Source organism: Variovorax frigidus, from assembly GCF_051216515.1.
Classification (GTDB): domain Bacteria; phylum Pseudomonadota; class Gammaproteobacteria; order Burkholderiales; family Burkholderiaceae_C; genus Variovorax.
In genome coordinates this window covers 382,544-406,361 of sequence record NZ_JBPJZF010000004.1, presented here as the reverse complement: position 1 = coordinate 406,361, position 23,818 = coordinate 382,544, and the positions used below count along the sequence as shown (strand labels likewise).

Sequence of the window (23,818 nt, the reverse complement as noted above, 5' to 3'; positions counted from 1 at the left end):
CGGGAAGGCCTGCCATGACGGGCCACTCGGCGTTGCGCTCCTTGCGCGTGCTTTAGCACGCGCGGCGTCACGCGCCTTGATTGGCCCGCCATGGCAGGCCTTCGCTACCCCGGAAATAGCGTGAACAGGCCCTGGCGAAGAATGACCCGCTGTGGCGGTGGGGTGATCGGCCCCGCTGCCGGCAGGGGCGGCGCGCATGCCGCCATCATGGCGGCTTGTCCCTGCCCTGGAAGAGCCCGCCGATGACCGCCCGCCTCAAGATCGATTTCGTTTCCGATGTGTCCTGCCCCTGGTGCGCCATCGGCCTGACCGCGCTGGAAAGCGCCTTGGCGCGGGTCGCGCCAGAGGTCACGGCCGAGCTGCATTTCCAGCCCTTCGAGCTCAACCCGCAGATGGCGCGCGAGGGCGAGGACACCGTCGAGCACCTGACGCGCAAGTACGGCATCTCGGCCGAGCAGGCGCAGACCAACGCCGAAGCGATCCGCGAGCGCGGCGCTGCGGTCGGCTTCACCTTCGGCCAGGGCAAGCGCAAGCGCATCTGGAACACCTTCGACGCGCACCGGCTGCTGCACTGGGCCGAGCGCGAGGGCGAGGCGCAGCAGAAGGCGCTCAAGAAGCGGCTGCTGCAGGCCTACTTCACCGACGGCGAGAACCCCTCGGACATCGAGGTGCTGCTGCGCGCCGTGACCGAGGTCGGCCTCGACCCGGTGCGCGCCCGCGTCATCCTCGAGAGCGACGAGTACGCCGAGGAAACCCGCCGGCGCGAGCAGCTGTACACTGAGGCCGGCATCCGTTCGGTGCCCGCGGTCATCATCAACGACCAGCACCTGATCTCCGGCGGCCAGCCGGTCGAGGTGTTCGAGCGTGCGTTGCGGCAGATCGCCGGCGAAGCCACTGCGCAGAAGACGCAGCACGCCTGAGCCGGCGACGGCTTGTCACCCGGCTTCATCCGGCGTTGACATGAGCCTGTCAACCTGAGCGCTCTGCGAAAGGTTGAATACGGCATGCCATCGATCCGTCTGTCGATTTTCCGTCCGGGCATCGCGCTCGCGGCATTGCTGCTGGCCGCCTGCAGCACCGTGCCCGTGCCCCGGCTTGCCGCCGACCCCGCCGATGCCGCAGCCCGGCTGCAATGGCTCGATCGCGTGAGCTGGGGCGCCAATGCTGGCGATGCGCGCCAAGTGGAATCGCTGGGCGTGCCGCGCTGGCTCGGCGCGCAACTGCATCCGGGCCCGGCCGTCTTGCCGGCCGCCGCGCAGGCGCAGATCGATGCGATGCGCATCAGCAACACGCCGGTCGACCGGCTCGCGCGCGAACTCGAGGCCCAACGCAAGGCGGCCGATGCGCTCGCCGATGACGATGCGAAGGCGGCCGCACGCCAGGCCTACCAGCAGGCGCTCAACCAGCTGAGCCGCGAGGCCCAGCAGCGCTTCCTGTTGCGTGCGCTGTACTCGCCCAACCAGCTGCAGGAACAGATGACCTGGTTCTGGATGAACCACTTCAACGTGAGCACGCGCAAGGGCGGCTTGCGCGAGCTGGTCGGCGACTACGAAGAGACCGCCATCCGCCCGCACGCACTGGGCCGCTTCCGCGACCTGCTGGGCGCCACCGCACGGCATCCCGCGATGCTGCGCTACCTCGACAACGCGCAGAACGCGGGCGGCCGGCTCAACGAAAACTACGCGCGCGAGCTGATGGAGCTGCACACGCTGGGCGTGGGCAGCGGCTACTCGCAGGCCGACGTGCAGTCGCTGGCGCGCGTGCTGAGCGGCTTGGGCGTGACCCTGCGCGACGAGGGACCGCCGCCTCGGCTGTCCGCCGCGCAGCAGGCCGCCTATGTGCGCCAGGGACTGTTCGAGTTCAACCCCGCACGGCATGACGACGGCGCCAAGACGCTGCTGGGCGCGCCGATCACGCAGCGCGGCCTGGCCGAAGCCGACGAAGCGCTCGACCGCCTGGCGCGCGCCCCGGCCACGGCACGCTTCGTCTCGCGCAAGCTGGCCGTCTACTTCGTGGCCGACGTGCCGCCGCCGGTGCTGGTCGAACACATGAGCGCGACCTTTCTTCGCAGCGACGGTGACATCGCCGCGGTGCTGCGCACGATGTTCGAGTCGCCCGAGTTCGCGGCCTCGCTGGGCCACAAGTTCCGCGACCCGGTGCACTACGTGATCGGCAGCGTGCGGCTGGCCTATGGCGAGCGCGTGGCGACCGACCTCGCGCCGATGCTGGGCTGGCTCAATCGCATGGGGCAGCCGCTCTACGGCCACGAGACGCCCGACGGCTATGCGCTCACGCAGGACGCCTGGGCCAGTGCCGGCCAGATGGCCACGCGTTTCGAGATTGCGCGGGCCATTGGCGCCAGCGGTGCGGTGCTGTTCCGCGCCGGCGACAAGGCGCCGCTGGAGAAACCGTCGTACCCGCCGCTGGCCGACTCGGCGGTGGTGCGCACGGAGATGGCGACGCTGAGCGAGGCCACACGCGCGGCACTGGCGCAGGCTGGCGCGCCGCCCGACTGGAACACCTTCTTCCTTGCGTCCCCCGAGTTCAACCATCGCTGAAATGGCTTACCCCCGGTCTTCGCGCACTGCGTGTCGCTTCGCCAACCCCCTCCAGGGGGCAACACCGGCGGCCCGGCACAGCCGGTTCCGCGGTGTTCCTGGGCTCACCCCCAGGCTTCGCGCACTGCGTGTCGCTTCGCCAACCCCCTTCCAGGGGGCAACACCGGCGGCCCGGCGCAGCCGGTTCCGCGGTGTTCCTGGGCTGCTCGTTTGCGCACGCGCTGGGGTGCCGTGCCTGTCACCCTTCACTGCAGGAGAACGTCTGATGCAACGCCGTGATGTACTGAAGATGCTGGCCGCCGCACCGCTCGCCGGTGGCGCCGGCCGCCTGATGGCCGCGCCCGCGGCCGAGGGGGCCAAGCTGCTGGTGGTGTTCCTGCGCGGTGCCTACGACTGTGCCAACCTGCTGGTGCCGATCTCGGGCGCGGCCGGCGATTTCTACCGCGCCTCGCGCCCCGGCATCGCAGTGCCGCGGCCCGGCGAGGTCAATGGCGCATTGGCGCTCGACGGCGACTGGGGGCTGCACCCCGCGCTGGCCTCGAGCGTGCTGCCGCTGTTCCAGAAGAAGCAGGCGGCCTTCATTCCCTTTGCCGGCACCGACGACCTCACGCGCAGCCACTTCGAGACCCAGGATTCGATCGAACTCGGCCAGGCGCTCGACCGCCGCCGCGACTACCGCTCGGGCTTTCTCAACCGGCTGGCGGGCGTGCTGGGTGCCGGTCCGCTCGCGGCGGTGTCGCCCATCGCCTTCACCGACCAGTTGCCGATCGCGCTGCGCGGCGATGCGCAGGCCGCCAACATGGCGCTGGGCAACGTCGGCCGCCAGGGCATCGACGCGCGCCAGAGCCGGGTGATCGAATCGATGTACCGCGGCACCGCACTGGCCCAGCCCGTGGCCGAGGGCTTCGCGGTGCGCGACGAGGTGCTGCGCGCCGTCAAGGCCGAAATGGACGCGGCCAGCCGCAACGCGATGACGGCCAAGGGCTTCGAACTCGTGGCGCAGCGCATGGCGCGGCTCATGCAGGAGCGCTTCGACCTCGGCTTTGTCGACGTCGGCGGCTGGGACACGCACGTGGGGCAGGGCGCGGGCACCGGCTACCTCGCGAACCGTTTCGAGGAACTGGGCCGCGGCCTGGCCGGCTTCGCCGACGCGATGGGCGAGACCGCATGGCGCGACACCGTGGTGGTGGTCATCAGCGAATTCGGCCGCACCTTCCGCGAGAACGGCAACAAGGGCACCGACCACGGGCACGGCACGGTCTACTGGGTGCTGGGCGGCGGGCTCGGGGCCCAGGCCGGCGGGCGCATCGTCGGCGAGCAGGTCGCACTGACGCAGCCCGCGGCGCTGTTCCAGAACCGCGACCACCCGGTGATCAACGAGTACCGTGCGGTGTTCGCCGGTTTGTTCGCGCGCATGTACGGGCTGTCGCCCGCGCAGCTCGACCATGTGTTCGGCGGCGTGGCCGCGAAGGACCTCGGCCTGGTCTGAATCCGGGTTGCGCTTACCAACCTACCAACCTACCGACTTACCAACTTCCCGACGCGCCCCCGCCGCTGCTCGATCCGCCACCACTGCTCGAAGAGCTGCTGCTGGACGACGAACTGGAACTGCTCCAGCCGCTGTCGGAGTCGTCGTCGCTGCTGTCGCCGGTGTTGCTGGCCGGGAAGAACGCGAACAGCATCGAGAGGCCGAAGGCGATCGCGACCGGAATCCATTCCTCGGGGTTCTCCCAGGCCACGTAGCCCGTGATGCCCAGCACGATGACCCAGCGGATGGCGAAGGCGGCCAGTCCCTGGCCCCAGGCCATGCGCATGCCCACGGCGATCAGGGCCAGCAGGAACAGCGCGACGGCGCTGCCCAGTGCCACGCCGACACCGGTGAGCGTCTGCTCGCCGCCGAAGTGCATGACCGATGCGGTGATCACGCCCGCAAGCACGCCCGCACCCGCGAAGAAGCGCCGCGCGAAACGCCACCTCATGCAGGCCGCGCCGATGGCCGCAAACACCACCGCGAAGAAGGCCCAGCCAAAGGGCGTGACGCCGCCACTGGATTCGGATGGCTGTCCTTCGGTGTCGATCACCTCACCGATCTGCGGGTCCTGGCCCATGGCCGAGGGCGGCACCACAAGGCCGCCGCCCACGCGTTCGATCAGTGCATCGACGGCGCCGTCGATGCCGCCGTAGTAGTCCTGCTGCCTGAAGCGCGGCATCATCTGCTGGTCCACGATACGGCCCGCCAGCACGTCGGGCACCTGGCCCTCGAGCCCCTGGCCGACTTCGATGCGCATGCGCCGGTCTTTCAACGCGACCAGCAGCAGCAGGCCGTCGTCGTCCTTCGCGCTGCCCAGCTTCCAGCTGGCGAACACGCGCGTCGCGAAGGACTCGATGCTGTCGTCGCCCGTGGTCGGCACGACCAGCACCGCGAGCTGCGCCTGGTGGTCACGCTCGAACCCGTCGAGTTTTTCCCGCAGTGCGGCGATCTGGTTCGAACTCAGCGTGCCCGTGAGGTCGGTCACCAGCGACTGCCGTGCCGGCACCGCGATGCGTTTGGCCGCAGCCGGCAAGGGCAGGGCCCACACGCACAGGGCGAGCAGCAGCAACAAGGCCATGCCGACTGGCGTGGCCCACGGACGGTGCGCGGGCGCACGGCAGACGGAAGGAGAAAGCATGGGCCGATGCTAGCGGCAGCGGCCCGGCCGGGTTGTCAGACGGGGTCGATCGGCTGACCGCCGTGTCCTCGAGCGAGGCGTCGTCGCACCGACGCAGGCTGAGCATCACGATCGGCGGCCCCTCGCCCACCATGTTGAACATGCTGAAGGGTGCTGCGGCATTGACGTTGCCGCCTTCACCGCTCGCGCGGTTTCAGGTGCCGGCCGCCGCCACGGCCGCGGCAGGCGCCATGCGGAACGAGACGCCGAAACGGTTGAACGCATTCATCAGCGCAATCGCGTAGCTCAGATCGGCCAGTTCCTTGTCGTCGAACTCGGCCGTGGCGGCGGCATAGTCGGCGTCGGGCACGCCGGTATCGGCCACGCGCGTCATGCTCTCGGCCCAGGCCAGCGCGGCGCGTTCTCGGGCGTTGAAGACCGCGCCGGCTTCCTGCCACACCGGCACCAGTACCAGCTTGTCGATCGCGAGGCCGGACTTGAGCAGGTCGCGCGAGTGCATGTCGATGCAGTAGGCGCAGCCGTTGATCTGCGACACGCGCTAGGGCCTGTTCACACTATTTCCGGGGTCGCGAAGGCCTGCCATGGCGGGCCAATCAAGGCGCGTGACGCCGCGCGTGCTGAAGCACGCGCAAGGAACGCAACGCCGAGTGGCCCGTCATGGCAGGCCTTCCCGAAGGGTTGGCTGAGCCAGGGGCCGTCTGCGGCGTTGCCCGCGCTTGCAAGGCTTCAGCCTTGCTGCGCACGGGCGCCTTGCATCCAGCCCCTGGCTCAACCAACGCGATCCCCGGAAATAGTGTGAACAGGCCCTAGACCAGGTCGATCAGTGCCTTGGGCAGGCTGCCCTTGTGGACGGCCGTGTGCACGGCGCCGAAGGCCTTGTAGATGTCGGGCGAGATCGTGGCGTAGTCGATGCGAGAGGTCGTCATGGAAAGTCCTTGTGTTTGACGGTTGGAAAGGACTCCATGGTGCGCATTCTTGGCCTAGACCAAAAGAGCCATGATCGGTGTTTGAGACTGGGCCATGATGGCGCTCACATCAGGTCCAGGATGCGCCGACCCAGCGCTTCGGCGCTGCGCTGCGAATCGATGTTTGTGAAGCCCAGCAGCAGGGCCGGGCTGCCCTGGTGGTCCTGGGTCCAGTGCGTCAGCGCTTCCGCATAGAGGCCGGCCTCCCGCATGCGTGCTGCCAGCTTGCGGTCCGAGCGTCGGCCCTGCAGGCGCAGGATCAGGTGCATGCCGCCGGGTGGCGAATCGATGTGCATGCGCGCGCCGAGCGCGCTTTCGAGCCCGGCGCGGGTTGCATCGCGGCGCTCGGCGTAGAGCTTGCGCATGCGCTGGATGTGGCGTGCGAAGTGGCCTTCGGTGATGAAGGCGGTGACGATGGCCTGCGTGAGTGCGGGGCTTCCGCCTGCGAAGGTCTGAAGAATCTGCTCGAAGCGCTCGACCTGGGCCGGCGGCACCACCAGGTAGGCCAGCCGGATGCTCGGGAACAGCACCTTGCTGAAGGTGCCTGCGTAGAGCACGCGCCCTTCGCGGTCCAGGCTCTTGAGCGCCGGCAGCGGGCGGCTCGCATAGCGGTACTCGCCGTCGTAGTCGTCCTCGATGATCCAGGCCTCGTTGCGCGCGGCCCAGTCCAGCAGCGCCATGCGCCGGGGCAGGGACAGCGACACGCACAGCGGACTCTGGTGCGCGGGCGTGACCACCGCCGCCCGCGCCCGTGGCGCGAGGCGCAGCCCTTCGGACACCACCAGGCCGTCGGCATCGACGGGCACCGGGACGCAGGCCATGCGCAGGTGCTGCAGCAAGGCCTTGGTCGGCGGATAGCCCGGGTCCTCGAGCCAGACGCGATCGCCGGCCTTGAGCAAGGCCAGCCCGATCAGCTCGATGCTGTGGCGGTAGCCCGAGGTCACGAACACCTGCGACGGCGTGCACTGGATGCCCCGCGACACCTGGAGATAGGCCGCGATCTCGGCACGCAGCGCGGGCAGGCCATAGACGCTGGGATGCGTCATGTCGATGGGCTGCATCGCGCGCACGCAGCGTGCGCCCAGGCGGGCCCAGATCTTTCGCGGAAAGGCATCCAGCGCGGGCAGGCCCATCTGGAAGGGCAGCACGGAATCGGGACGAAAACCGAGCGAGGGTGCGTGGCGCGCGGTGACCACTTCAGGGGTCGGCTGGGTTCGCGGTTTCAGCCCCGGCGTGACGATGGTGCCGGCCTGGCCGCGGGCCTGGGTGTAGCCCTCGGCAGCCAGCAGGGCGTAGGCGGCTTCGATCGTGCCGCGTGCCAGGCCCAGTTCCTGGGTCAGCGCGCGTGCGGAGGGGATCCGGTCGCCCGGTTTCAGCAGGCCGCTCGCGATCGCGCCGCGAAAGCGCTCGTAGATCTGGCGGTAGAGGGGGATGTCTGCCGCGGGGTCCCATGCGGACAGCGGGCCGGTCTTCGCAGGGGTCATGGCAGGACGGGAGGGAACTTTCCGGTCGCCATCGTACCCTTGTCATGGACTTGCCCGAGCCTCGATTCATGGCGCTGGCAAGTAGGCCATGCGCGGGCGAGTCCCATGTCCTGCGTTGTCCGCGGCTTACACAAGGCGTTACGCCGTGGCGGCGTGGCATGGTTTCCAATGAACCGCATCGCCGCGCCTGCGGCGATGGAACCAAGGAATCTCCTTCATGCCCGAACGCGAACCCTCCGAATTCAGGCCCGCGCGCGAGAGCTCGGCCTCGAAGATCGTCATCCTGGTGCTGATCGCCATCGCCGCCGCGGGCGGTGGCTGGTACTGGTGGCAGCAGCGTGCCGCCGTGCCGCCCGCGCCACCGCCGGTCGCGGCCGCGGCGCCCGCCGACGTGCCGGCGCCCGCGCCGCAGCCTGCCGCTTCCGGGCCCCAGAACCCCATCGACGCGCTGGCCGAACCCGATGCGGTGCTGCCCACGCTGGCCGCGTCCGATGCGCAGATCACGTCGGCACTCAACGGCTGGCTGGGTGCCAAGCGCGTGGCCGCGATGCTCAACGTCGACGGCTTCGTGCGCCGTGTGGTGGCCACGGTCGACAACCTGCCGCGGGCCCAGACCCCATCGCGCCTGTGGCCGGTGCAGCCCACGCCCGAGCACTTCAGCGTGGCCGGCCCGGCCGGACAAGTGCAGCGCATCGACGCTGGCAATGCAGCGCGCTACGACGCGGTCGTGGGCCTGGCCGAGGCCATCGACGCGGAGCGCGCAGCGGCGCTCTATGCTCGGCTTTACCCGCTGTTCCAGCAGGCCTACGAAGAGCTCGGCTATCCGGGGCGCTACTTCAACGACCGGCTGGTGGCGACCATCGACCACCTGCTGGCCGCGCCGGAGCCCCGCGGTCCGATCTCCGTTCAGCTGACCGAGGTGCGCGGCGAGTTCACCGCGACCCGGCCCTGGACGCGCTACGAGTTCACCGACCCCGCGCTCGAATCGCTCTCCAGCGGGCAGAAGATGATGGTGCGCATGGGTGTGGCCCATGAGCGCAGGCTCAAGGCCGTGCTCAAGCGTTTTCGCGCGCAGGTCGCGACCGGTGAGATCGCGACCAAGCGCTGACGGCGCGCAGCGGGTCGCGCGGCTTTTTCGATGGGAACGAACATGAAGATCGCGACCTTCAACGTCAATGGCGTCAACGGCCGGCTGGAACGCCTGCTGGAATGGCTGCAAACGTCGAAGCCCGACGTGGCCTGCCTGCAGGAGCTCAAGTCGCCCGATGCCAACTTCCCCGCGGCCGCGATCCGGGCCGCCGGCTATGGCGTGCTGTTCCATGGCCAGCGGGCCTGGAACGGCGTGGCGATCCTGGCGCGTGGCCGCGAGCCGATCGAGACCGGCCGCGGACTGCCGGGCTTCGAGGACGACGTGCAGAGCCGCTACCTCGAGGCCGTGGTCGACGGTGTCGTCATCGGTTGCCTCTACCTGCCCAACGGCAATCCGCAACCGGGGCCGAAGTTCGACTACAAGCTGGCCTGGTTCGAGCATTTCAATGCGCATGCGGCCAGGCTGTTCCGCAGCGGGCTGCCGGTGGTGCTTTGCGGCGACTACAACGTCGTACCGACCGACGCCGACATCTACAACCCGGCCTCCTGGCGCGACGACGCACTGCTGCATCCCGAGAGCCGCGCCGCCTTCGCGCGGCTGCTGAAGCAGGGGTGGACCGACGCCATCCGCATGCTGCATCCGGACGAACGCATCTATACCTACTGGGACTATTGGCGCAACCGCTGGCCACGCAACGCCGGGTTGCGCATCGACCATCTGCTGCTCAACCCCGAGCTCGCGCCGCGGCTGCGCGAGGCCGGCGTGGACCGCGAGGTGCGCGGGCGCCCCGGCGCCAGCGACCATGCACCGACCTGGATCGTGCTGGCCTGAGCGCAGGGGTGTGCCGTCTTCGGGCCGGGAGGCGCCCGCCTGAAGCTCAGCCGAGGCTCAGCGCCGCTGCAGTTCGCTGCCGCCCATGAAGATCCGGTTGTGGACCGGCGCGATCACGAGTTCGTTGATGCACACGTGCGGCGGCATCTCGGCGATGAAGCGGATGGTGCGGCCCAGGTCTTCCTCCTGCAGCATCAGCGCCTTGTCTTCCGCGCTCGGTTCGATCGGCCGGTTCTTGAGGATCGGCGTGGCGACCTCGCCCGGGCACACCGAGGTGGCGCGCAGCCCGTGCACGCATTGCTCGATGTTGAAGTTGTGCGTCATCGCGATCAGGCCGGCCTTGCTCGCCACGTAGGCCGGGCCGGTGAGCAGGCTCTGGTGCCAGCCCGCGAAGGAGGCGATGTTGATCACCGTGCCGCGGCGCCGCGCCTGCATGCCCTTGAGCACGGCCAGCGTGCAGAAGGTCGCGCCGTTGAGGTTGATGTTCACCACCTTGGCGAAGGTGTCGCCGTCGGTCTCGCTCCAGAAGCGCTTGGGGAAGTTGATGCCGGCGCTGTTGACCAGGATGTCGACGCCGCCATGCTCGGCCTCGATGGCCGCCGCGACCTTGTCGACCGCAGGCCGGTCGCCCACGTCGAGCGGCATGGCGCTGATGCGACCGGGCGGCGCGCCCTTGGCTTCGGCCTCGGCCACCGCGGCCTCGAGCTTGCCGGCATCGCGCCCGGAGATCACGACGCGGCAACCCGCCTTCGCGAGGTCGATCGCGCCGGCCAGGCCGATGCCGCTGCCGCCGCCCGTGACCCAGGCGATCTGTCCGTCGAGGGGCTGGTTCGTTTGACTCATCGATGTCTCCGTGTGAAAGGGAACAGCGATTGTGCCGCCCGCCTCAATCGGCCGCGTACGCCTCCACGGGCAGGCAGCTGCAGAACAGGTTACGGTCGCCGTAGACGTTGTCGACCCGGCCGATCGGCGACCAGTACTTGGCTTGGCGCAGCGCGGCCAGCGGGTAGGCGCCGAGTTCGCGCGCGTAGGGCCGTGCCCACTCGGTCGCCATCAGGCTGGCCGCCGTGTGCGGCGCGTGCTTGAGCGGGTTGTCGTCCTGCGGCCAGACGCCTTCCTCGATGCGCCGGATCTCGCCGCGGATCGCGATCATCGCGTCGACGAAGCGGTCGAGTTCGGCCAGCGGCTCGCTCTCGGTCGGTTCGACCATCAGCGTGCCGGGCACCGGGAAGCTCAGCGTGGGCGCGTGGAAGCCGTAGTCGATCAGGCGCTTGGCCACGTCCTCGGCGGTCACGCCGCTGGTTTCCTTGAGCGGGCGCAGGTCGAGGATGCACTCGTGCGCGACGTGCCCGTTGGGGCTGGCGTAGAGCGTGGGGTAGTGGTCCTTCAGGCGCGCGCTGATGTAGTTGGCCGAGAGGATCGCGGTTTCGGTGGCAGCCTGCAGGCCGTCGGCGCCCATCATGCGGCAGTACATCCAGCTGATCGGCAGCACGGCGGCGTTGCCCAGCGGTGCGGCGGACACGGCGCCCGGGCCTTCGGAACCGATGCCCGCGGTCGCATGGCCGGGCAGGAAGGGCACGAGGTCGTCGACCACGCACACCGGACCCACGCCCGGCCCACCGCCGCCGTGCGGGATGCAGAAGGTCTTGTGCAGGTTCAGGTGGCTCACGTCGCCGCCGAACTCGCCCGGTGCGGCCACGCCCACCAGTGCATTCATGTTGGCGCCGTCGACGTACACCCGGCCGCCGTGCGAATGCACCAGCGCGCAGAGTTCCTTCACGCGAGTCTCGAACACGCCGTGCGTGCTGGGGTAGGTGATCATCACCGCGGCCAGATGCTCACTGTGTTTTTCGCAGGCGCGCTTCAGGTCGTCGAGGTCGACGTTGCCCTGTGCGTCGCAGGCGGTCACCACCACCTGCATGCCCACCATCTGCGCGCTGGCCGGGTTGGTGCCGTGGGCCGACGAGGGGATCAGGCAGATGTTGCGGCCGCCCTGGCCCTTGGAGGCATGGAAGGCCTTGATCGCGAGCAGGCCCGCGTACTCGCCCTGCGAGCCCGCGTTGGGCTGCAGGCTGATGCCCGCATAGCCCGTGGCTTCGCAGAGCCAGGCGCGCAGTTGTTCGTCGAGCTCGGCATAGCCCTGCAGCTGGTCGGCGGGCGCGAAGGGATGGATGTTCGCGAACTCGGGCCAGGTGATCGGGATCATCTCGCTGGTCGCGTTGAGCTTCATCGTGCAACTGCCCAGCGGGATCATGCTGCGGTCGAGCGCGAGGTCCTTGTCCGAGAGGCTGCGGATGTAGCGCAGCATCGCGGTCTCGCTCTTGTGGGTGTTGAACACCGGGTGCGTGAGGAAGGCGCTGGTTCGGCGCAGGTCTTGCGGAATGCGCACCTCGGCGGTCTCGGCCAGCGTGTCGAAGCGCGGCATCGGCGTGCCGGGACGCACGAACAGCGCCCAGAGCGTCTCGACGTCGGCGCGCGTGTGGGTCTCGTCGAGCGAGATGCCCAGGTGCTGCTGCAGCCGGTGGCGCAGGTTCACGCCCGCGCTGCGGGCGCGTTCGAGGATCGCCGAGGTGCCGTCGCCGCTCTTCACCGTGAGCGAATCGAAGGCCGTGGCGTGGGCCAGCTCGAAGCCCATCTGCTCCAGGCCCGCGGCCAGCACACCCGTGAGCGCGGCCACGCGCTGCGCGATGCGCAAGAGGCCCGCGGGGCCGTGGTAGACCGCATACATGCTGGCCACCACGGCCGGCAGCACCTGCGCCGTGCAGATGTTCGAGGTGGCCTTCTCGCGCCGGATGTGCTGCTCGCGCGTCTGCAGCGCGAGGCGGTAGGCGGGGGCGCCATGCACGTCGACGCTCACGCCGACCAGCCGGCCCGGCAGCGAGCGCTTGAACGCGTCGCGGCAGGCCAGGTAGGCCGCGTGCGGCCCGCCGTTGCACATCGGCATGCCGAAGCGCTGGGTGGTGCCGCAGACGATGTCGGCATCCCACTCGCCGGGCGGCGTGAGCAGCGTGAGCGCCAGCAGGTCGGCCGCGACGCACAGGGCCGCGCCGCAGGCGTGCGCATGGCCGGCCAGCGGGCGCAGGTCGTGGACCTGGCCGGTGGTGGCCGGGTACTGCGCGAGCACACCGAAGAATTCGCAGCTCGCCATCAGGTGCGGCAGGGTTTCGGAGGCGGTGCTGACCTTGATCTCGATGCCCAGCGGCGCCGCGCGCGTGCGCAGCACCTCGATGGTCTGCGGATGGCAGTCGCCCGCCACCAGGAAGATGTTGCTTTTGCTCTTGACGCTGCGTTTGGCGAGCGTCATGGCCTCGGCCGCCGCGGTGGCCTCGTCGAGCATCGAGGCGTTGGCGATCGCCATGCCGGTCAGGTCGCAGACCATGGTCTGGAAGTTGACCAGCGCCTCCATGCGGCCCTGCGAGATCTCGGCCTGGTAGGGCGTGTAGGCGGTGTACCAGGCCGGGTTCTCGAGGACGTTGCGCAGGATCACGCCGGGCGTGTGCGTGCCGTAGTAGCCCTGGCCGATGAAGTTGCGCGCCACCTTGTTCTTCGCCGCCATCTTCTTCAGTTCGGCCAGCGCATCGGCCTCGCTCACCGCGGGCGGCAGCTGCATCGGCTTCGAGCGGCGGATGGCCGCGGGCACGATGCCGTCGATCAGCGCCTGGCGCGTGGCCGAGCCGATGACCGGCAGCATGCGCGCCTCGTCCGCCGCTTCGATGCCGATGTGGCGGGCGATGAACTCGTCGGCGGTGTCAAGTTCGTGCAGGGTGGGGAAGGTGGTCGACATGGCGGTGAAGAAAAGACGGGGACGAAGAAGCAGAAGCGGGATCAGCTTTCGGAAGCGAACTTGTCGTAGTCGGCCGCTTCGAGCAGCGCATCGAGCTGCGCGGGCTCGCTCAGCTTGACCTTGAAGAACCAGCCGCTGGCCAGCGGGTCGCTGTTGGCCAGCGAGGGGTCGGCACGCAGCGCCTCGTTGACTTCGACGATCTCGCCCGACACGGGCATGAACACGTCGGCCGCGGCCTTGACCGACTCGACGACGCCGGCGACTTCGCCCTGCGCGAAGGTCTTGCCGACTTCGGGCAGGTCGACGAAGACCACGTCGCCCAGCGCGTCCTGCGCGTGCACGGTGATGCCGACGGTGGCGGCATCGCCTTCGGCCGCGACCCATTCGTGGTCCTTGGTGTACTTGATGCTCATGGTGAAGAAACTCCTCGTGGAAAAAATGTTCAGGGGTGCAGAGCCTAGCCGGCGCCGCGGGGTTCAGCCGCGGTAGTAATGCGTCGGAACGAAGGGCAGGGTCGAGACCTCCATCGGCACCGGCTTGCCGCGCACGAGGGCCTGCACGCGCGTGCCGGGTTCGGCGAAGGCGGTGGCGACATAGCCCATGGCGATGCAGCGGTCGGCCGTGGGGCCGAGCAGGCCGCTGGTGACGGTGCCGATGGCGTGGCCTTCGAAGGACTGCAGCAGCGTGCCGTCGCGCACCGGGATGCGTTCGAGCGCGACCAGGCCCACGCGCTTGCGCTTCAGGGTGTCGTGGTCGGTGTGGCCTGCGGCGCCGGTCGTCGCGGCGGCCAGCTGGGCCAGGACCTTGTCGGCGCCCGGGAAGCCGCCCGCGCGCGCACCGCCTGTGCGGCGCACCTTCTGGATCGCCCAGTTGAGCGAGGCCTCGACCGGCGTGGTCGTGGTGTCGATGTCGTTGCCGTAGAGGCACAGGCCGGCCTCGAGTCGCAGCGAGTTGCGCGCGCCCAGGCCGATGGGCTGGACCTCGGGCTGGGCCAGCAGCAGGCGGGCCAGCGCATCGGCGTCTTTCGCGGCCACCGAGATCTCGAAGCCGTCCTCGCCGGTGTAGCCGCTGCGCGTGACGAAGGCCGGAATGCCGCCGATCTGCACCGCGCCGCCGGTCATGAACACGAAGCGCTCGATGCCCGGCGACAGCCGTGCCAGCGTGGCCGCGGCCTGCGGGCCCTGCAACGCGAGCAGCGCGTGGTCGGGCAGAGGCTGCACTTCGCAGCGCGCGCCGATCTGCTGCCGGATGTGGGCGATGTCGGCCACCTTGCAGGCGCCGTTGACGATCACGAACAGCGAATCGTGGCCTTCGTTGAAGAACATCAGGTCGTCGAGGATGCCGCCCTCGTCGTTCAGCAGCAGGCCGTAGCGCTGCTTGCCGGGTGCCAGGTCGACGACGTCGACGGGCATCAGGGTCTCGAAGGCGGCCGCGGCGTCGGGGCCGACCAGGCGCAACTGGCCCATGTGCGAGATGTCGAACAGGCCGGCGGCGGTGCGCGTGTGTTTGTGTTCGGCCATCAGGCCGGTGGGGTACTGCACCGGCATCGAATAGCCGGCGAAGGGCACCATGCGGGCGCCGAGTTCGACGTGCAGGTCGTGCAGCGGGGTCTGGAGAAGTTCGGTAGCGGGGGCGGAAGAAGTCACCAGGCGGCACTCCAAAGGGGCAGTCGAAATCCATGGCTGCAATGCCACGGGCCACCCCTGCTGTCCGCTTTACCTGAGAGATTCGCCCCACGATCGGGGGTTGCTCCTTCGGTGGGCCGCTGCGTCGTTTCCGGTACGGCGGCCTCTCTCCAGCAAGGAAACGCCGGTGGTCACCGGCGCCTCGTCAGTCCTTTTGCCTGAGCGTTCGGGAATCCCCTGCGCCTTCGGCGGCCCCGTCGCGCGGGGCTCTCTCCTGACCCCGCAAGTGTAGTGGATCGCCGGGAGCAGGGCGGCGCGTCAGTGAACGATTTCAACGAGCGGCAGCAGCCGGTCGATGCGCTCGCGCAGCGCGTCGGCACGTTCCGGGCCGGCGCTTTTCTCGACCTCGGCGAGCATCAGCGCGGCGATCTCCAGCATCGGCTCGCGCTCGCGGGCTTCGCGCAGCGCATTGCGGATCTGCTGCGCGAGCCCCGGGTCGCGGCGCACGAACATGCGTTCGCAGATGTCGAACAGGAACATGCGCGTGGTGGCCAGCGAGCGCTTGCCGTCGAAGGTGTCGGCGGCCGTGCCGAGCGGCAGCGGCACGGCGGTCGGCGCCGCCGAGACGGTGCCCGCTGCCTCCAGATAGCCCCGCTGCATCAGCGTCTGGATCGCCTGCGCGGCTTCGTCCCGGTTGGCGAACAGCGGGCTGAAGTCGCTCAGCGAGCGCCGGCCGTCGGCCATGAGCAGCAGCGCACGCTCGCGCTGGCTCAGCGTGCGACGCCCGCCATGCAGTTCGTCGCGCGCCTTGTCGGTCTTGGAGGGAAACATGGCAACCACAGCCTTCGGGGATCGAGGGCCGGAGCATGGCGCAGCGCGATGACATCCTCATGATTTTTCGGTGACAGCCAAAGGGTTCAGGCCGCGGCCGCTTCCACCGCCGGGACCATCGGCTGCATCGACCGGTTGCGCATCCGCAAGGCCAGCACCGTTGCGACGCACAGCACGCCCAGCACCACCGTCAGCGTGACGCCGAGTCCGCGTGCGTCCGACAGCATGCCGAACAGCGGCGACACCAGTCCGCCGACCGACAGCGCCAGCCCCAGCGTGATGCCGCTGGCCGTGGCGGGATTGCGCGGCAGGTAGTCCTGCGCCAGCGTGACCTGCGCCGCGAAGGGCAGGAACATGCACAGGCCGAGCAGCGCCGTGCAGGCCATGGCCCAGCCCGCGCTGGGCGCGAGCACCAGGCCGGCCAGCGCAGGCAGGGCGAGCAGGTAGCCGGTGCGGATCGTGCCCATGCGGCCGATGCGGTCGCCCAGCCAGCCACCGAGCAGCGTGCCGACGGCGCCTGCGGCGGTGAAAGCCGTCAAGGCGGCTGCGCCCTGGAAGCTCGTGCCGTGCAGGTCGCGCGTGATGCGCAGCGACAGCATCGACAGCACCGTGACGTAGGGAATCGACCAGCCGACGATGGTGGCCACCAGCAGGCCGAAGGCGCGCCAGTCGTTGTGCGGCTTGAGCACTTCGCTGCGGGTCTGGCGCGCGGCGGCTGCGGTGGCCGCCGAGGCGGCGCCGCGGCCGGCGTTGGCGACCAGCCACACCACCCCCATCGCCAGCGCCGGCAAGCCCAGCAGGTAGCTGCGCGACAGGCCGCCGCCGCCGACCACCGTGGCGGCCAGCACCGGCGCGAACGAGGCGCCGATGGTGCCGCCCACCGAGAACACGCTCATCGCCTTCTGCGACGCGCCGCCGGCCGCGCGTGCGGCCACGGTGGCGGGCGGGTGGTAGGCCGCGATGCCCAGGCCGCACAGCGCGATCGCGATCCAGGTCAGCAGGTAGTCGTGGCTGATGCCCGCCAGCACCACGCCCAGCGCCGCCACCAGGAAGCCCGTGGGCACCAGCCAGCTGCGGGGATGGCGGTCGGCGTACAGGCCGAACAGCGGCTGCACCACGCTCGACAGGCCGGTGGCGGCCAGCATCAGGCCGGCGGCCGCGGTGTAGCTGTAGCCCCGTTCCAGCACCATGAAGGGCAGCAGGGCGGGCACGAGGCCCTGGTAGAGGTCATTGACGGCATGGGTGCCGGTGAGCAGCCCGAGTCGGCGCTTGTTCATTCGATCGCTTCTTTCATGTGTGCCTGGAGGAAAAAGGCATCGTAGGAAGCGATGGAAGGATCATCTCGCTATGAATCGGCAAGAATCGTCGCGAAATGGACAAAGAATGACAAACCGATCCCGCCGCTGAATTTGCGGCCCGAAGAGGGCGAGTCGACCCCGCGCGCCGTCGCGGTGCTGGCGACCGACCCCGAGGGCGATGCCTTCATTCCGCCGCACACGCATCGGCGCGGCCAGCTGATCCACGCGATTTCGGGCGTGATGATCGTGAGCGCCGCCGCCGGCAGCTGGGTGGTGCCGACGGGGCGCGGCGTGTGGGTGCCGGGCGGCATGGAACACCAGATCCGGATGGCGGGCGCGGTGCGCATGCGCACCGTCTTCGTCGAACCCGGCATGCGGGCGGACCTGGGCCGCCAATGCCGCGTGATCCAGGTCGGCGAGCTGCTTCGTGCGCTGATCGTCACGGCCGCCTCGCTGCCGCTGGACTACGCGCCGGGCGGCCGCGACGAGCGCGTGATGGAGCTGATGCTCGACGAGATCGAGGCCGCGCCCGTGCTGTCGCTGCATGTGCCGATGCCGCGCCATGCGCGCCTGGCCGCGCTGTGCGAAGCGCTGGTGCGCGACCCGTCGCTGCCCGCCGCGCTCGACGACTGGGCGCAGCGGCTGCACATGAACCCCCGCACGCTGGCACGGCTGTTCCAGCGCGAGACGGGCATGAATTTCGGCGCCTGGTGCCGTCAGGCGCGGCTGCTGCTGAGCTTGCCGAAACTGGCGGCCGGCGCGTCGATCCTGGAGGTGGCGCTGTCGCACGGCTACGAGAGCCCCAGCGCGTTCACGGCGATGTTCCGGCGCACGCTCGGCGTGCCGCCGAGCGTGTACCTGCGCCGCGACTACCTGGCGTAGACCAGGTCGCGCAGGGCCAGCGAGACCCAGGGCACGTAGGTGATCACCATCAGGCAGGCGAGGATCACCAGCACGAACGGAATCAGGTGCTTCACGATGCGGTCGAGCGAGATGCGCGCCACCGTGCAGGCCGCGAACAGGTTCACGCCGAAGGGCGGCGTGATCATGCCGAGGGCCAGGTTGACCACCATGATCAGCCCGAAGTGCACCGGGTCGATGCCGAAGTGCACCGCCACCGGCGCGAGGATCGGCGCCAGCACGATGATGGCCGCGCTGGTCTCGATGAACATGCCGATGACGAACAGCGCCGCGTTCACGCCCAGCAGGAACATCGCAGGCGACTTGAGCACCTCCTGCAGCCAGTGGCCGATGGCGTCGGGCACGCCCGCGCGCGTGATCAGGAACGCGAACAGCCCTGCGTTGGCGATGATGAACATGATCACCGCCGACGACAGCACCGACTTGCGCAGGATCACGTACAGATCCTTGGGCTTGATCTCGCGGTAGATCACCACGCCCACGATCAGCGCGTAGAACACCGCCACCGCCGAGGCTTCGGTCGGCGTGAAGATGCCGCCGTAGATGCCGCCCAGGATGATCACCGGCATCAGCAGGGCCCAGCCGGCCTGCCACAGCGCGCGGCCGAAGGGCATGCGGCCTTCGCCGTCGGTCTTGCCCCAGCCCTTCCATTTGCAGTAGACCCAGACGAACAGCATCAGCGCGAGGCTGATCAGGATGCCCGGGCCGAAGCCCGCGATGAACAGTTCGCCGATCGACACTTCGGCGCTCACGCCGTAGAGGATCATCGGGATCGACGGCGGAATGATCACGCCCAGCTCCGCGCTGGTGGCCTGCAGGGCCGCCGCGTACGAGCGCGGGTAGCCGTGCTTGATGAGCGCCGGGATCAGGATCGCGCCGATCGCGAAAGTGGTCGCCACCGACGAGCCCGAGACCGCTGCGAAGATCATGCAGGTCAGCACGCAGGTCATCGGCAGGCCGCCCTGCACACCCCCCACGATGCTCTTGGCGAACTCGACGAGCCGGCGCGAGATGCCGCCGGTTTCCATCAGGTTGCCCGCGAGGATGAAGAAGGGAATCGCCGCCAGCGGAAACTTGTTGATCGAGTTGAAGATCTCCTTGGCGGAGATCAGCATGTTGGCGCCCGTCACCTGGATGCCCACCATCGACGCCAGGCCGATGGACACCGCCACCGAAACCGACAGTGCGAAACACAGCACCATCGTCATCACCATCACTGGCGTCATTGCGCAGTCTCCAGCTCGAGCCGCTTCGGATCGAGGAAATTGCCGGCGATGCCGAACAGGGAAAAGACGGCGCCGACCGGCAGCGCGAGATAGGCCCAGACCATCGACAGGCTCTCGAGCCCGGCCATGGTCTGCACGCGGCCACGCATCGCGTAGTCCCAGCCGTACCAGAGGATGATCAGCATCAGCGTCAGGGCCGCGATGCTCACGACGGCGTCGAGCACGCGGCGAAAACGCGGTGGGCTCCAGCGGTAGAGCACGTCCACGCTCACCATCGCACCCTGGCGGAAGGCCATGGGGATGCCGAGGAAGACCATCCAGATCAGGCTGACCCGGATCAGGATCTCGCTCCATTCGGCGGGTTGTTCGAGCACGAAGCGGGTGACGATCTGGAACACGCCCAGCGCCGAGGCGATCACCAGCATCAGGCAGGCGAGCACCATCGACGCAGTCGTCGTCCAGCGCTCCAATCCAAGGAATTTTTCTTTCATCTCAAAGCCGTTCGAGAAAACAAAAAAGCCCGCCGGTTGCACGGCGGGCATCGGACCATCCCGCGGGGATGGCGGCCCGAGCGTTACTTGACGTCGCGGATCTTGTCGAGGTTGGCCTTGCCGAACTGCTTCTCGAAGTCGGCATTCACCGGGGCCAGCATCGCGACGAACTTGGCCTTGTCGATGGTATCGATCACGGTCATGCCCTGGGCGCGGAGTTCCTTCACGCCGTTGGCATCGTCCTGGTCGACGCGGTCGCGGTTGGCCTTGACGGCCACCTTGGCGGCTTCGAGGAAGGCGGTCTTGTCGGCGGCGCCGAGCTTGTCGAAGGCGGCCTTGTTCATCACGAAGATGCAGGGCGAGTAGACATGGCCGGTCAGCGTCAGGTGCTTCTGCACCTGCGAGAACTTGGCCGACATGATCACCGGCAGCGGGTTCTCCTGGCCGTCGACCGTGCCCTGCTGCAGCGCGGTGAAGACCTCGGGGAAGGCCATGGGCGTGGTGATGATGCCCAGGCCCTTGTAGGCGGCGATGTGCACCGGGTTCTCCATGGTGCGCATCTTCAGACCCTTGAGGTCCTCGGGCGCCTTCACGTCGCGCTTGCTGTTGGTCATGTGGCGGAAGCCGTTCTCGGCCCATGCCAGCGCCTTGAAACCCTTGGCGTCGAACTTGCCGAGCATCTCCTGGCCGATCGGGCCGTCGAGCACGGCGCGCGCATGTGCCTTGTCGCGGAACAGGAAGGGCACGTCGAGGATCTTGGTCTCGGGCACGAAGTTGGGCACCGGGCCGGTCGACGAGAAGGCCAGTTCCTGCGTGCCGAGCTGCACCGCCTCGATCGACTCGCGTTCACCGCCGAGCGAGCCGTTGTAGAAGGTCTCGACCTTGTAGCGGCCATTGGTGCGGGTCGCGACTTCCTTGGCGAAGGTGTCGATCGCCACGCCCTGGTGCGAGTTCTGTGCCGTCGAAATGCTGATCTTCATCGTGGTCTGCGCGAATGCGGCGCAGGCCATGCCCATTCCCAGAACCAGGCCGGCGGCCAGTCGGGTCAACTTCATGCGATGTCTCCTGTGATTGAAAGACTGCAGGACGGGCGTTCCCGTGTGCAGACAGGCAACGACTATGCCGCACGTTGCTGCACTGCAGCGTCGGGATTTGTACGGGGAGGAGACACCTTTGCAGGCGCCTCGGCGACAACTCAGGCCGCGTGCGCGGGCCGGAGCGCCGACTTGGGCCGGAAGGCCTTGCACACCGCGTCGTCGGTTTCCAGGTACGGGCCGCCGATCAGGTCGATGCAGTAGGGCACGGCCGCGAAGATGCCGGGCACGGCCTGCGAGCCGTCGGCGTTCTTCAGGCCCTCGAGCGTCTCGGCGATGGCCTTGGGCTGGCCGGGCAGGTTGAGGATCAGGCTGCGGTCGCGGACCACCGCCACCTGGCGCGAGAGGATCGCGGTCGGCACGAAGCGCAGGCCGATCTGGCGCATCTGCTCGCCGAAGCCCGGCATTTCCTTGTGCGCCACGGCCAGCGTGGCCTCGGGCGTGACGTCGCGCAGCGCGGGGCCGGTGCCGCCGGTGGTCAGCACCAGCGAACAGCCGGTGTCGACCAGTCCAATCAGTGTGGCGCTGATGCCGGCCTGTTCGTCGGGGATCAGGCGGGCTTCGAATTCGATCGGGTTGCGCAGCGCGCGGCTCAACCAGTCTTTCAGTGCGGGCAGGCCCTTGTCCTCGTAGACCCCGCTCGAGGCGCGGTCGCTCACCGAGACGATGCCGATGCGCACCGGGTCGAAGGTCGCGAAAGCCGCGCTTGGGGTCATGCGTCGCGCGCCTGCGATTCCTCGCCGGCTTCGGTGGCACGGTCGTCGCCGCCGTGGGACGAGAGCTGGGCGCGCACCAGCTGGAAGATCTCGCGGTAGGCCTTGCCCTGGCGCGGCGCCTCGCCGGGCTTGCCGGCCTTGAGGTCCTTGCGGGCCTGGCGCACCAGCGCGCGCAGCTGCTGGCTGTCGGTGTCGGGGTGGGTCTCGATCCAGCCGCCCAACGAATCGTCGTCGGCGATCAGCTGGTCGCGCCAGCGCTCGGCTTCGTGCAGCAGGGCGCTTTCCTCGGCCGGGCCGTGGTGCTGTTCGTCCAATGCGGCACGCACGGCGTCGAGCACGCCTTCGTCCTGCAGGCGCATCAGCTTGCCGATGAACTGCATCTGGCGGCGCTTGCCTTCGAAATTGGTGATGCGGCGGGCCTCGATGACGGCGTCGCGCAGCTTTTCGCCGATCGGGAGCTTGTCGAACAGGCCGGCGCGCAGGGCGAGCAGGTCTTCGCCGAGCTTCTGCAGCTCGGCGCTTTCACGCTTGAGGTCGGTCTTGCTGGCGTCGTCGGTGCCCTTGAGCTCGCGTTTGAGCTCGAGATCGAGCTCGCTGCCTTCTGCAACGAACTCGCCACGGACGAAATAGCCTTTTTTGGGTTTGCGGGACATGCGTGAATCCTGGGCCGCAAAGGACCGCGCGATAAGAAAACTGGGGGGCGACAAGTATCATAGCCAACACATGACGACATCCTCCACGCGCCCCGCGTCCGGCTTTGCCTACAGCCGCTCCTTCTTCGAAGACCTGGTCGACACGGCCTTGGCCCATGCCAAGAAGCTCGGCGCCACCAACGCGGGGGCGGAAGCTTCCGAAGGCTGCGGCCTGAGCGTCTCGGTGCGCAAGGGCGAACTCGAGAACGTCGAGCGCAACCGCGACAAGTCGCTGGGCATCACGGTGTACGTCGGCAACCGCCGCGGCAACGCCAGCACCTCCGACTTTTCCGGCGCGGCCATCGAGCAGACCGTCCAGGCCGCCTACGACATCGCACGCTTCACCGCCGAAGACCCGGTCGCCGGCCTGCCCGACGAAGCCGACATCGTGCGTGAACAGCCCGACCTCGACCTGTTCCACCCCTGGGACATCGACAGCGAGCGCGCGGCGACGCTGGCGCTCGAATGCGAGGCCGCCGCCCTGTCGACCGACAAGCGCATCACCAACAGCGAAGGTGCGGGCGTCTCTGCGCAGCAGAGCCACTTCTTCAGCGCCCACACCCACGGCTTCCGGGGCGGCTACGCCAGCTCGCGCCACTCGATCTCGGTGGCGCCGATCGCTGGCAAGGGCAACGACATGCAGCGCGATGCCTGGTACAGCTCGATGCGCTCGGCCGACGAACTGGCCAGCCCGCAGGCGGTGGGCCGCTATGCAGCCGAACGCGCGCTGTCGCGCCTCAAGTCGCGCAAGATCAAGACCACCGAGTGCCCGGTGCTGTTCGAATCGCCGCTCGCGGCCGGCCTGCTGGGTGGCCTGGTGCAGGCCACCAGCGGCGGTGCGCTCTACCGCAAGAGCACCTTCCTGCTCGATTCGCTCGGCAAGCCGGTGCTGCCCAAGCACATCGACGTGTCCGAAGACCCGCACCTGCTGCGCGGCAAGGGCAGCGCCCCCTTCGACGACGAAGGCGTGACCACGCGGGCGCGCAAGGTGGTCGATGCCGGCCGGCTCGAGGGCTATTTCCTCAGCACCTATTCGGCACGCAAGCTGGGCATGAAGACCACCGGCAACGCCGGCGGTTCGCACAACCTGGTGCTGAGTTCTCGCCTGACCAAGGCTGGCGACGACCTCGACGAGATGCTGCGCAAGCTGGGCACCGGCCTGTTCGTGATCGAACTCATGGGCCAGGGCGTGAACTATGTGACCGGCGACTACTCGCGCGGCGCCAGCGGCTTCTGGGTCGAGAAGGGCCGCATCGCGTTCCCGGTGCAGGAGATCACGATCGCCGGCAACCTCAAGGACATGCTGATGGGCATCCAGGCCGTCGGTGCCGACGCCTACAACTACGGCGCCAAGACCACGGGCTCGCTGCTGATCAACCGCATGAAGATCGCCGGCTCCTGAGCCGGGCCGGGCGCCCCCGCCGACACGGCGCGCCGGGCATGCGCCGCATCGCCTAAGCAAACGCGCTCGCGTTGTTTGCGCATGCGCGCATCCGTGGTTCCATACGGGCGCCGCGCGATTCGCCCGCTTTGACGGGATGCC

The 23,818-nt window shown here is 68.9% G+C and carries 20 protein-coding genes, 2 pseudogenes and 2 riboswitches; of the genes and pseudogenes, 7 read left to right on the top strand and 15 right to left on the bottom strand.

Annotated features, from left to right (window positions below; all coding sequences use genetic code 11):
- The first annotated feature begins 242 nt into the window (after nucleotides 1–242).
- The 3 genes from ACSFBC_RS14180 to ACSFBC_RS14170 all read left to right on the top strand — a co-directional run bounded on the left by ACSFBC_RS14180 (nucleotide 243) and on the right by ACSFBC_RS14170 (nucleotide 4,047).
- Nucleotides 243–920, top strand: a complete 678-nt coding sequence (locus ACSFBC_RS14180; RefSeq protein ID WP_435510961.1) for a DsbA family oxidoreductase — start codon at nucleotides 243–245, stop codon at nucleotides 918–920.
- Nucleotides 921–1,004: 84 nt separating this feature from the next.
- Nucleotides 1,005–2,558, top strand: a complete 1,554-nt coding sequence (locus ACSFBC_RS14175; RefSeq protein ID WP_435510960.1) for a DUF1800 domain-containing protein — start codon at nucleotides 1,005–1,007, stop codon at nucleotides 2,556–2,558.
- 265 nt (nucleotides 2,559–2,823) lie between these two features.
- Nucleotides 2,824–4,047: a DUF1501 domain-containing protein gene (locus ACSFBC_RS14170; RefSeq protein WP_435510959.1), complete on the top strand. Its 1,224-nt coding sequence runs from the start codon at nucleotides 2,824–2,826 to the stop codon at nucleotides 4,045–4,047.
- Between the two features lie 37 nt (nucleotides 4,048–4,084).
- On the opposite strand, the gene ACSFBC_RS14165 is transcribed toward ACSFBC_RS14170, so the two are convergent.
- From ACSFBC_RS14165 to pdxR, 4 genes and pseudogenes are all read right to left on the bottom strand, one after another.
- Nucleotides 4,085–5,227 carry a TPM domain-containing protein gene (locus tag ACSFBC_RS14165; RefSeq protein ID WP_435510958.1) on the bottom strand — a complete coding sequence of 381 codons (1,143 nt, stop codon included), beginning with the start codon at nucleotides 5,225–5,227 and terminating at the stop codon, nucleotides 4,085–4,087.
- 52 nt (nucleotides 5,228–5,279) lie between these two features.
- Nucleotides 5,280–5,408: pseudogene (locus ACSFBC_RS14160) on the bottom strand (flavin reductase family protein); the annotation flags it as partial.
- A 12-nt stretch (nucleotides 5,409–5,420) separates the two neighbouring features.
- Nucleotides 5,421–5,765 (bottom strand): annotated as a pseudogene (locus ACSFBC_RS14155) (carboxymuconolactone decarboxylase family protein); the annotation flags it as partial.
- Between the two features lie 492 nt (nucleotides 5,766–6,257).
- On the bottom strand, nucleotides 6,258–7,676 hold the full coding sequence (pdxR, locus tag ACSFBC_RS14150) for a MocR-like pyridoxine biosynthesis transcription factor PdxR (protein ID WP_435510957.1): 1,419 nt from the start codon (nucleotides 7,674–7,676) through the stop codon (nucleotides 6,258–6,260).
- 217 nt (nucleotides 7,677–7,893) lie between these two features.
- Between pdxR and ACSFBC_RS14145 the strand changes: the two genes are divergently transcribed.
- Together ACSFBC_RS14145 and ACSFBC_RS14140 are read left to right on the top strand one after the other, a co-directional pair.
- Nucleotides 7,894–8,784 (top strand): DUF3014 domain-containing protein, encoded by an 891-nt coding sequence (locus ACSFBC_RS14145; RefSeq protein ID WP_435510956.1) that lies wholly within the window; start codon nucleotides 7,894–7,896, stop codon nucleotides 8,782–8,784.
- A 42-nt stretch (nucleotides 8,785–8,826) separates the two neighbouring features.
- On the top strand, nucleotides 8,827–9,597 hold the full coding sequence (locus ACSFBC_RS14140; RefSeq protein WP_435510955.1) for an exodeoxyribonuclease III: 771 nt from the start codon (nucleotides 8,827–8,829) through the stop codon (nucleotides 9,595–9,597).
- Nucleotides 9,598–9,654: 57 nt separating this feature from the next.
- Here ACSFBC_RS14140 and ACSFBC_RS14135 read toward each other — a convergent pair whose 3' ends face one another.
- From ACSFBC_RS14135 to ACSFBC_RS14110, 6 genes are all read right to left on the bottom strand, one after another.
- Nucleotides 9,655–10,440 carry an SDR family oxidoreductase gene (locus ACSFBC_RS14135; protein ID WP_435510954.1) on the bottom strand — a complete coding sequence of 262 codons (786 nt, stop codon included), beginning with the start codon at nucleotides 10,438–10,440 and terminating at the stop codon, nucleotides 9,655–9,657.
- A 43-nt stretch (nucleotides 10,441–10,483) separates the two neighbouring features.
- The gene (gene gcvP, locus ACSFBC_RS14130) at nucleotides 10,484–13,381 is read right to left on the bottom strand and encodes an aminomethyl-transferring glycine dehydrogenase (RefSeq protein ID WP_435510953.1); all 2,898 of its coding nucleotides are present in this window, start codon (nucleotides 13,379–13,381) and stop codon (nucleotides 10,484–10,486) included.
- Between the two features lie 41 nt (nucleotides 13,382–13,422).
- Nucleotides 13,423–13,794: a glycine cleavage system protein GcvH gene (gcvH, locus tag ACSFBC_RS14125; RefSeq protein ID WP_435510952.1), complete on the bottom strand. Its 372-nt coding sequence runs from the start codon at nucleotides 13,792–13,794 to the stop codon at nucleotides 13,423–13,425.
- 63 nt (nucleotides 13,795–13,857) lie between these two features.
- The gene (gene gcvT / locus ACSFBC_RS14120; protein WP_435511181.1) at nucleotides 13,858–15,030 is read right to left on the bottom strand and encodes a glycine cleavage system aminomethyltransferase GcvT; all 1,173 of its coding nucleotides are present in this window, start codon (nucleotides 15,028–15,030) and stop codon (nucleotides 13,858–13,860) included.
- A gap of 47 nt (nucleotides 15,031–15,077) precedes the next feature.
- Nucleotides 15,078–15,190, bottom strand: a riboswitch (glycine riboswitch).
- Nucleotides 15,191–15,210: 20 nt separating this feature from the next.
- A riboswitch (glycine riboswitch) is annotated at nucleotides 15,211–15,285 on the bottom strand.
- Nucleotides 15,286–15,324: 39 nt separating this feature from the next.
- Entirely contained in the window at nucleotides 15,325–15,837 is a 513-nt protein-coding gene (locus ACSFBC_RS14115) for a hypothetical protein (protein ID WP_435510951.1), read from the bottom strand.
- An 86-nt stretch (nucleotides 15,838–15,923) separates the two neighbouring features.
- On the bottom strand, nucleotides 15,924–17,114 hold the full coding sequence (locus ACSFBC_RS14110; RefSeq protein ID WP_435510950.1) for an MFS transporter: 1,191 nt from the start codon (nucleotides 17,112–17,114) through the stop codon (nucleotides 15,924–15,926).
- Between the two features lie 126 nt (nucleotides 17,115–17,240).
- Between ACSFBC_RS14110 and ACSFBC_RS14105 the strand changes: the two genes are divergently transcribed.
- Nucleotides 17,241–18,017, top strand: coding sequence for an AraC family transcriptional regulator (locus ACSFBC_RS14105; RefSeq protein ID WP_435511180.1), 777 nt, complete (start codon nucleotides 17,241–17,243; stop codon nucleotides 18,015–18,017).
- On the opposite strand, the gene ACSFBC_RS14100 is transcribed toward ACSFBC_RS14105, so the two are convergent.
- The 5 genes from ACSFBC_RS14100 to yjgA form a co-directional block, all read right to left on the bottom strand.
- Nucleotides 18,005–19,282, bottom strand: coding sequence for a TRAP transporter large permease (locus ACSFBC_RS14100; protein WP_435510949.1), 1,278 nt, complete (start codon nucleotides 19,280–19,282; stop codon nucleotides 18,005–18,007). The genes ACSFBC_RS14105 and ACSFBC_RS14100 overlap by 13 nt on opposite strands.
- On the bottom strand, nucleotides 19,279–19,773 hold the full coding sequence (locus ACSFBC_RS14095; RefSeq protein ID WP_435510948.1) for a TRAP transporter small permease: 495 nt from the start codon (nucleotides 19,771–19,773) through the stop codon (nucleotides 19,279–19,281). The genes ACSFBC_RS14100 and ACSFBC_RS14095 overlap by 4 nt, the downstream gene beginning before the upstream one ends.
- A gap of 83 nt (nucleotides 19,774–19,856) precedes the next feature.
- A complete protein-coding gene (locus ACSFBC_RS14090) occupies nucleotides 19,857–20,828 on the bottom strand; it encodes a TRAP transporter substrate-binding protein (protein ID WP_435510947.1) in 972 nt (323 codons plus the stop codon).
- 140 nt (nucleotides 20,829–20,968) lie between these two features.
- Nucleotides 20,969–21,583 carry a molybdopterin adenylyltransferase gene (gene mog, locus ACSFBC_RS14085; RefSeq protein ID WP_435510946.1) on the bottom strand — a complete coding sequence of 205 codons (615 nt, stop codon included), beginning with the start codon at nucleotides 21,581–21,583 and terminating at the stop codon, nucleotides 20,969–20,971.
- Complete coding sequence (yjgA, locus tag ACSFBC_RS14080; protein WP_435510945.1) at nucleotides 21,580–22,236, bottom strand: ribosome biogenesis factor YjgA; 657 nt, start codon at nucleotides 22,234–22,236, stop codon at nucleotides 21,580–21,582. The genes mog and yjgA overlap by 4 nt, the downstream gene beginning before the upstream one ends.
- Before the next feature lie 70 nt (nucleotides 22,237–22,306).
- Between yjgA and pmbA the strand changes: the two genes are divergently transcribed.
- Complete coding sequence (pmbA, locus tag ACSFBC_RS14075; protein WP_435510944.1) at nucleotides 22,307–23,677, top strand: metalloprotease PmbA; 1,371 nt, start codon at nucleotides 22,307–22,309, stop codon at nucleotides 23,675–23,677.
- Nucleotides 23,678–23,818 lie beyond the last annotated feature (141 nt).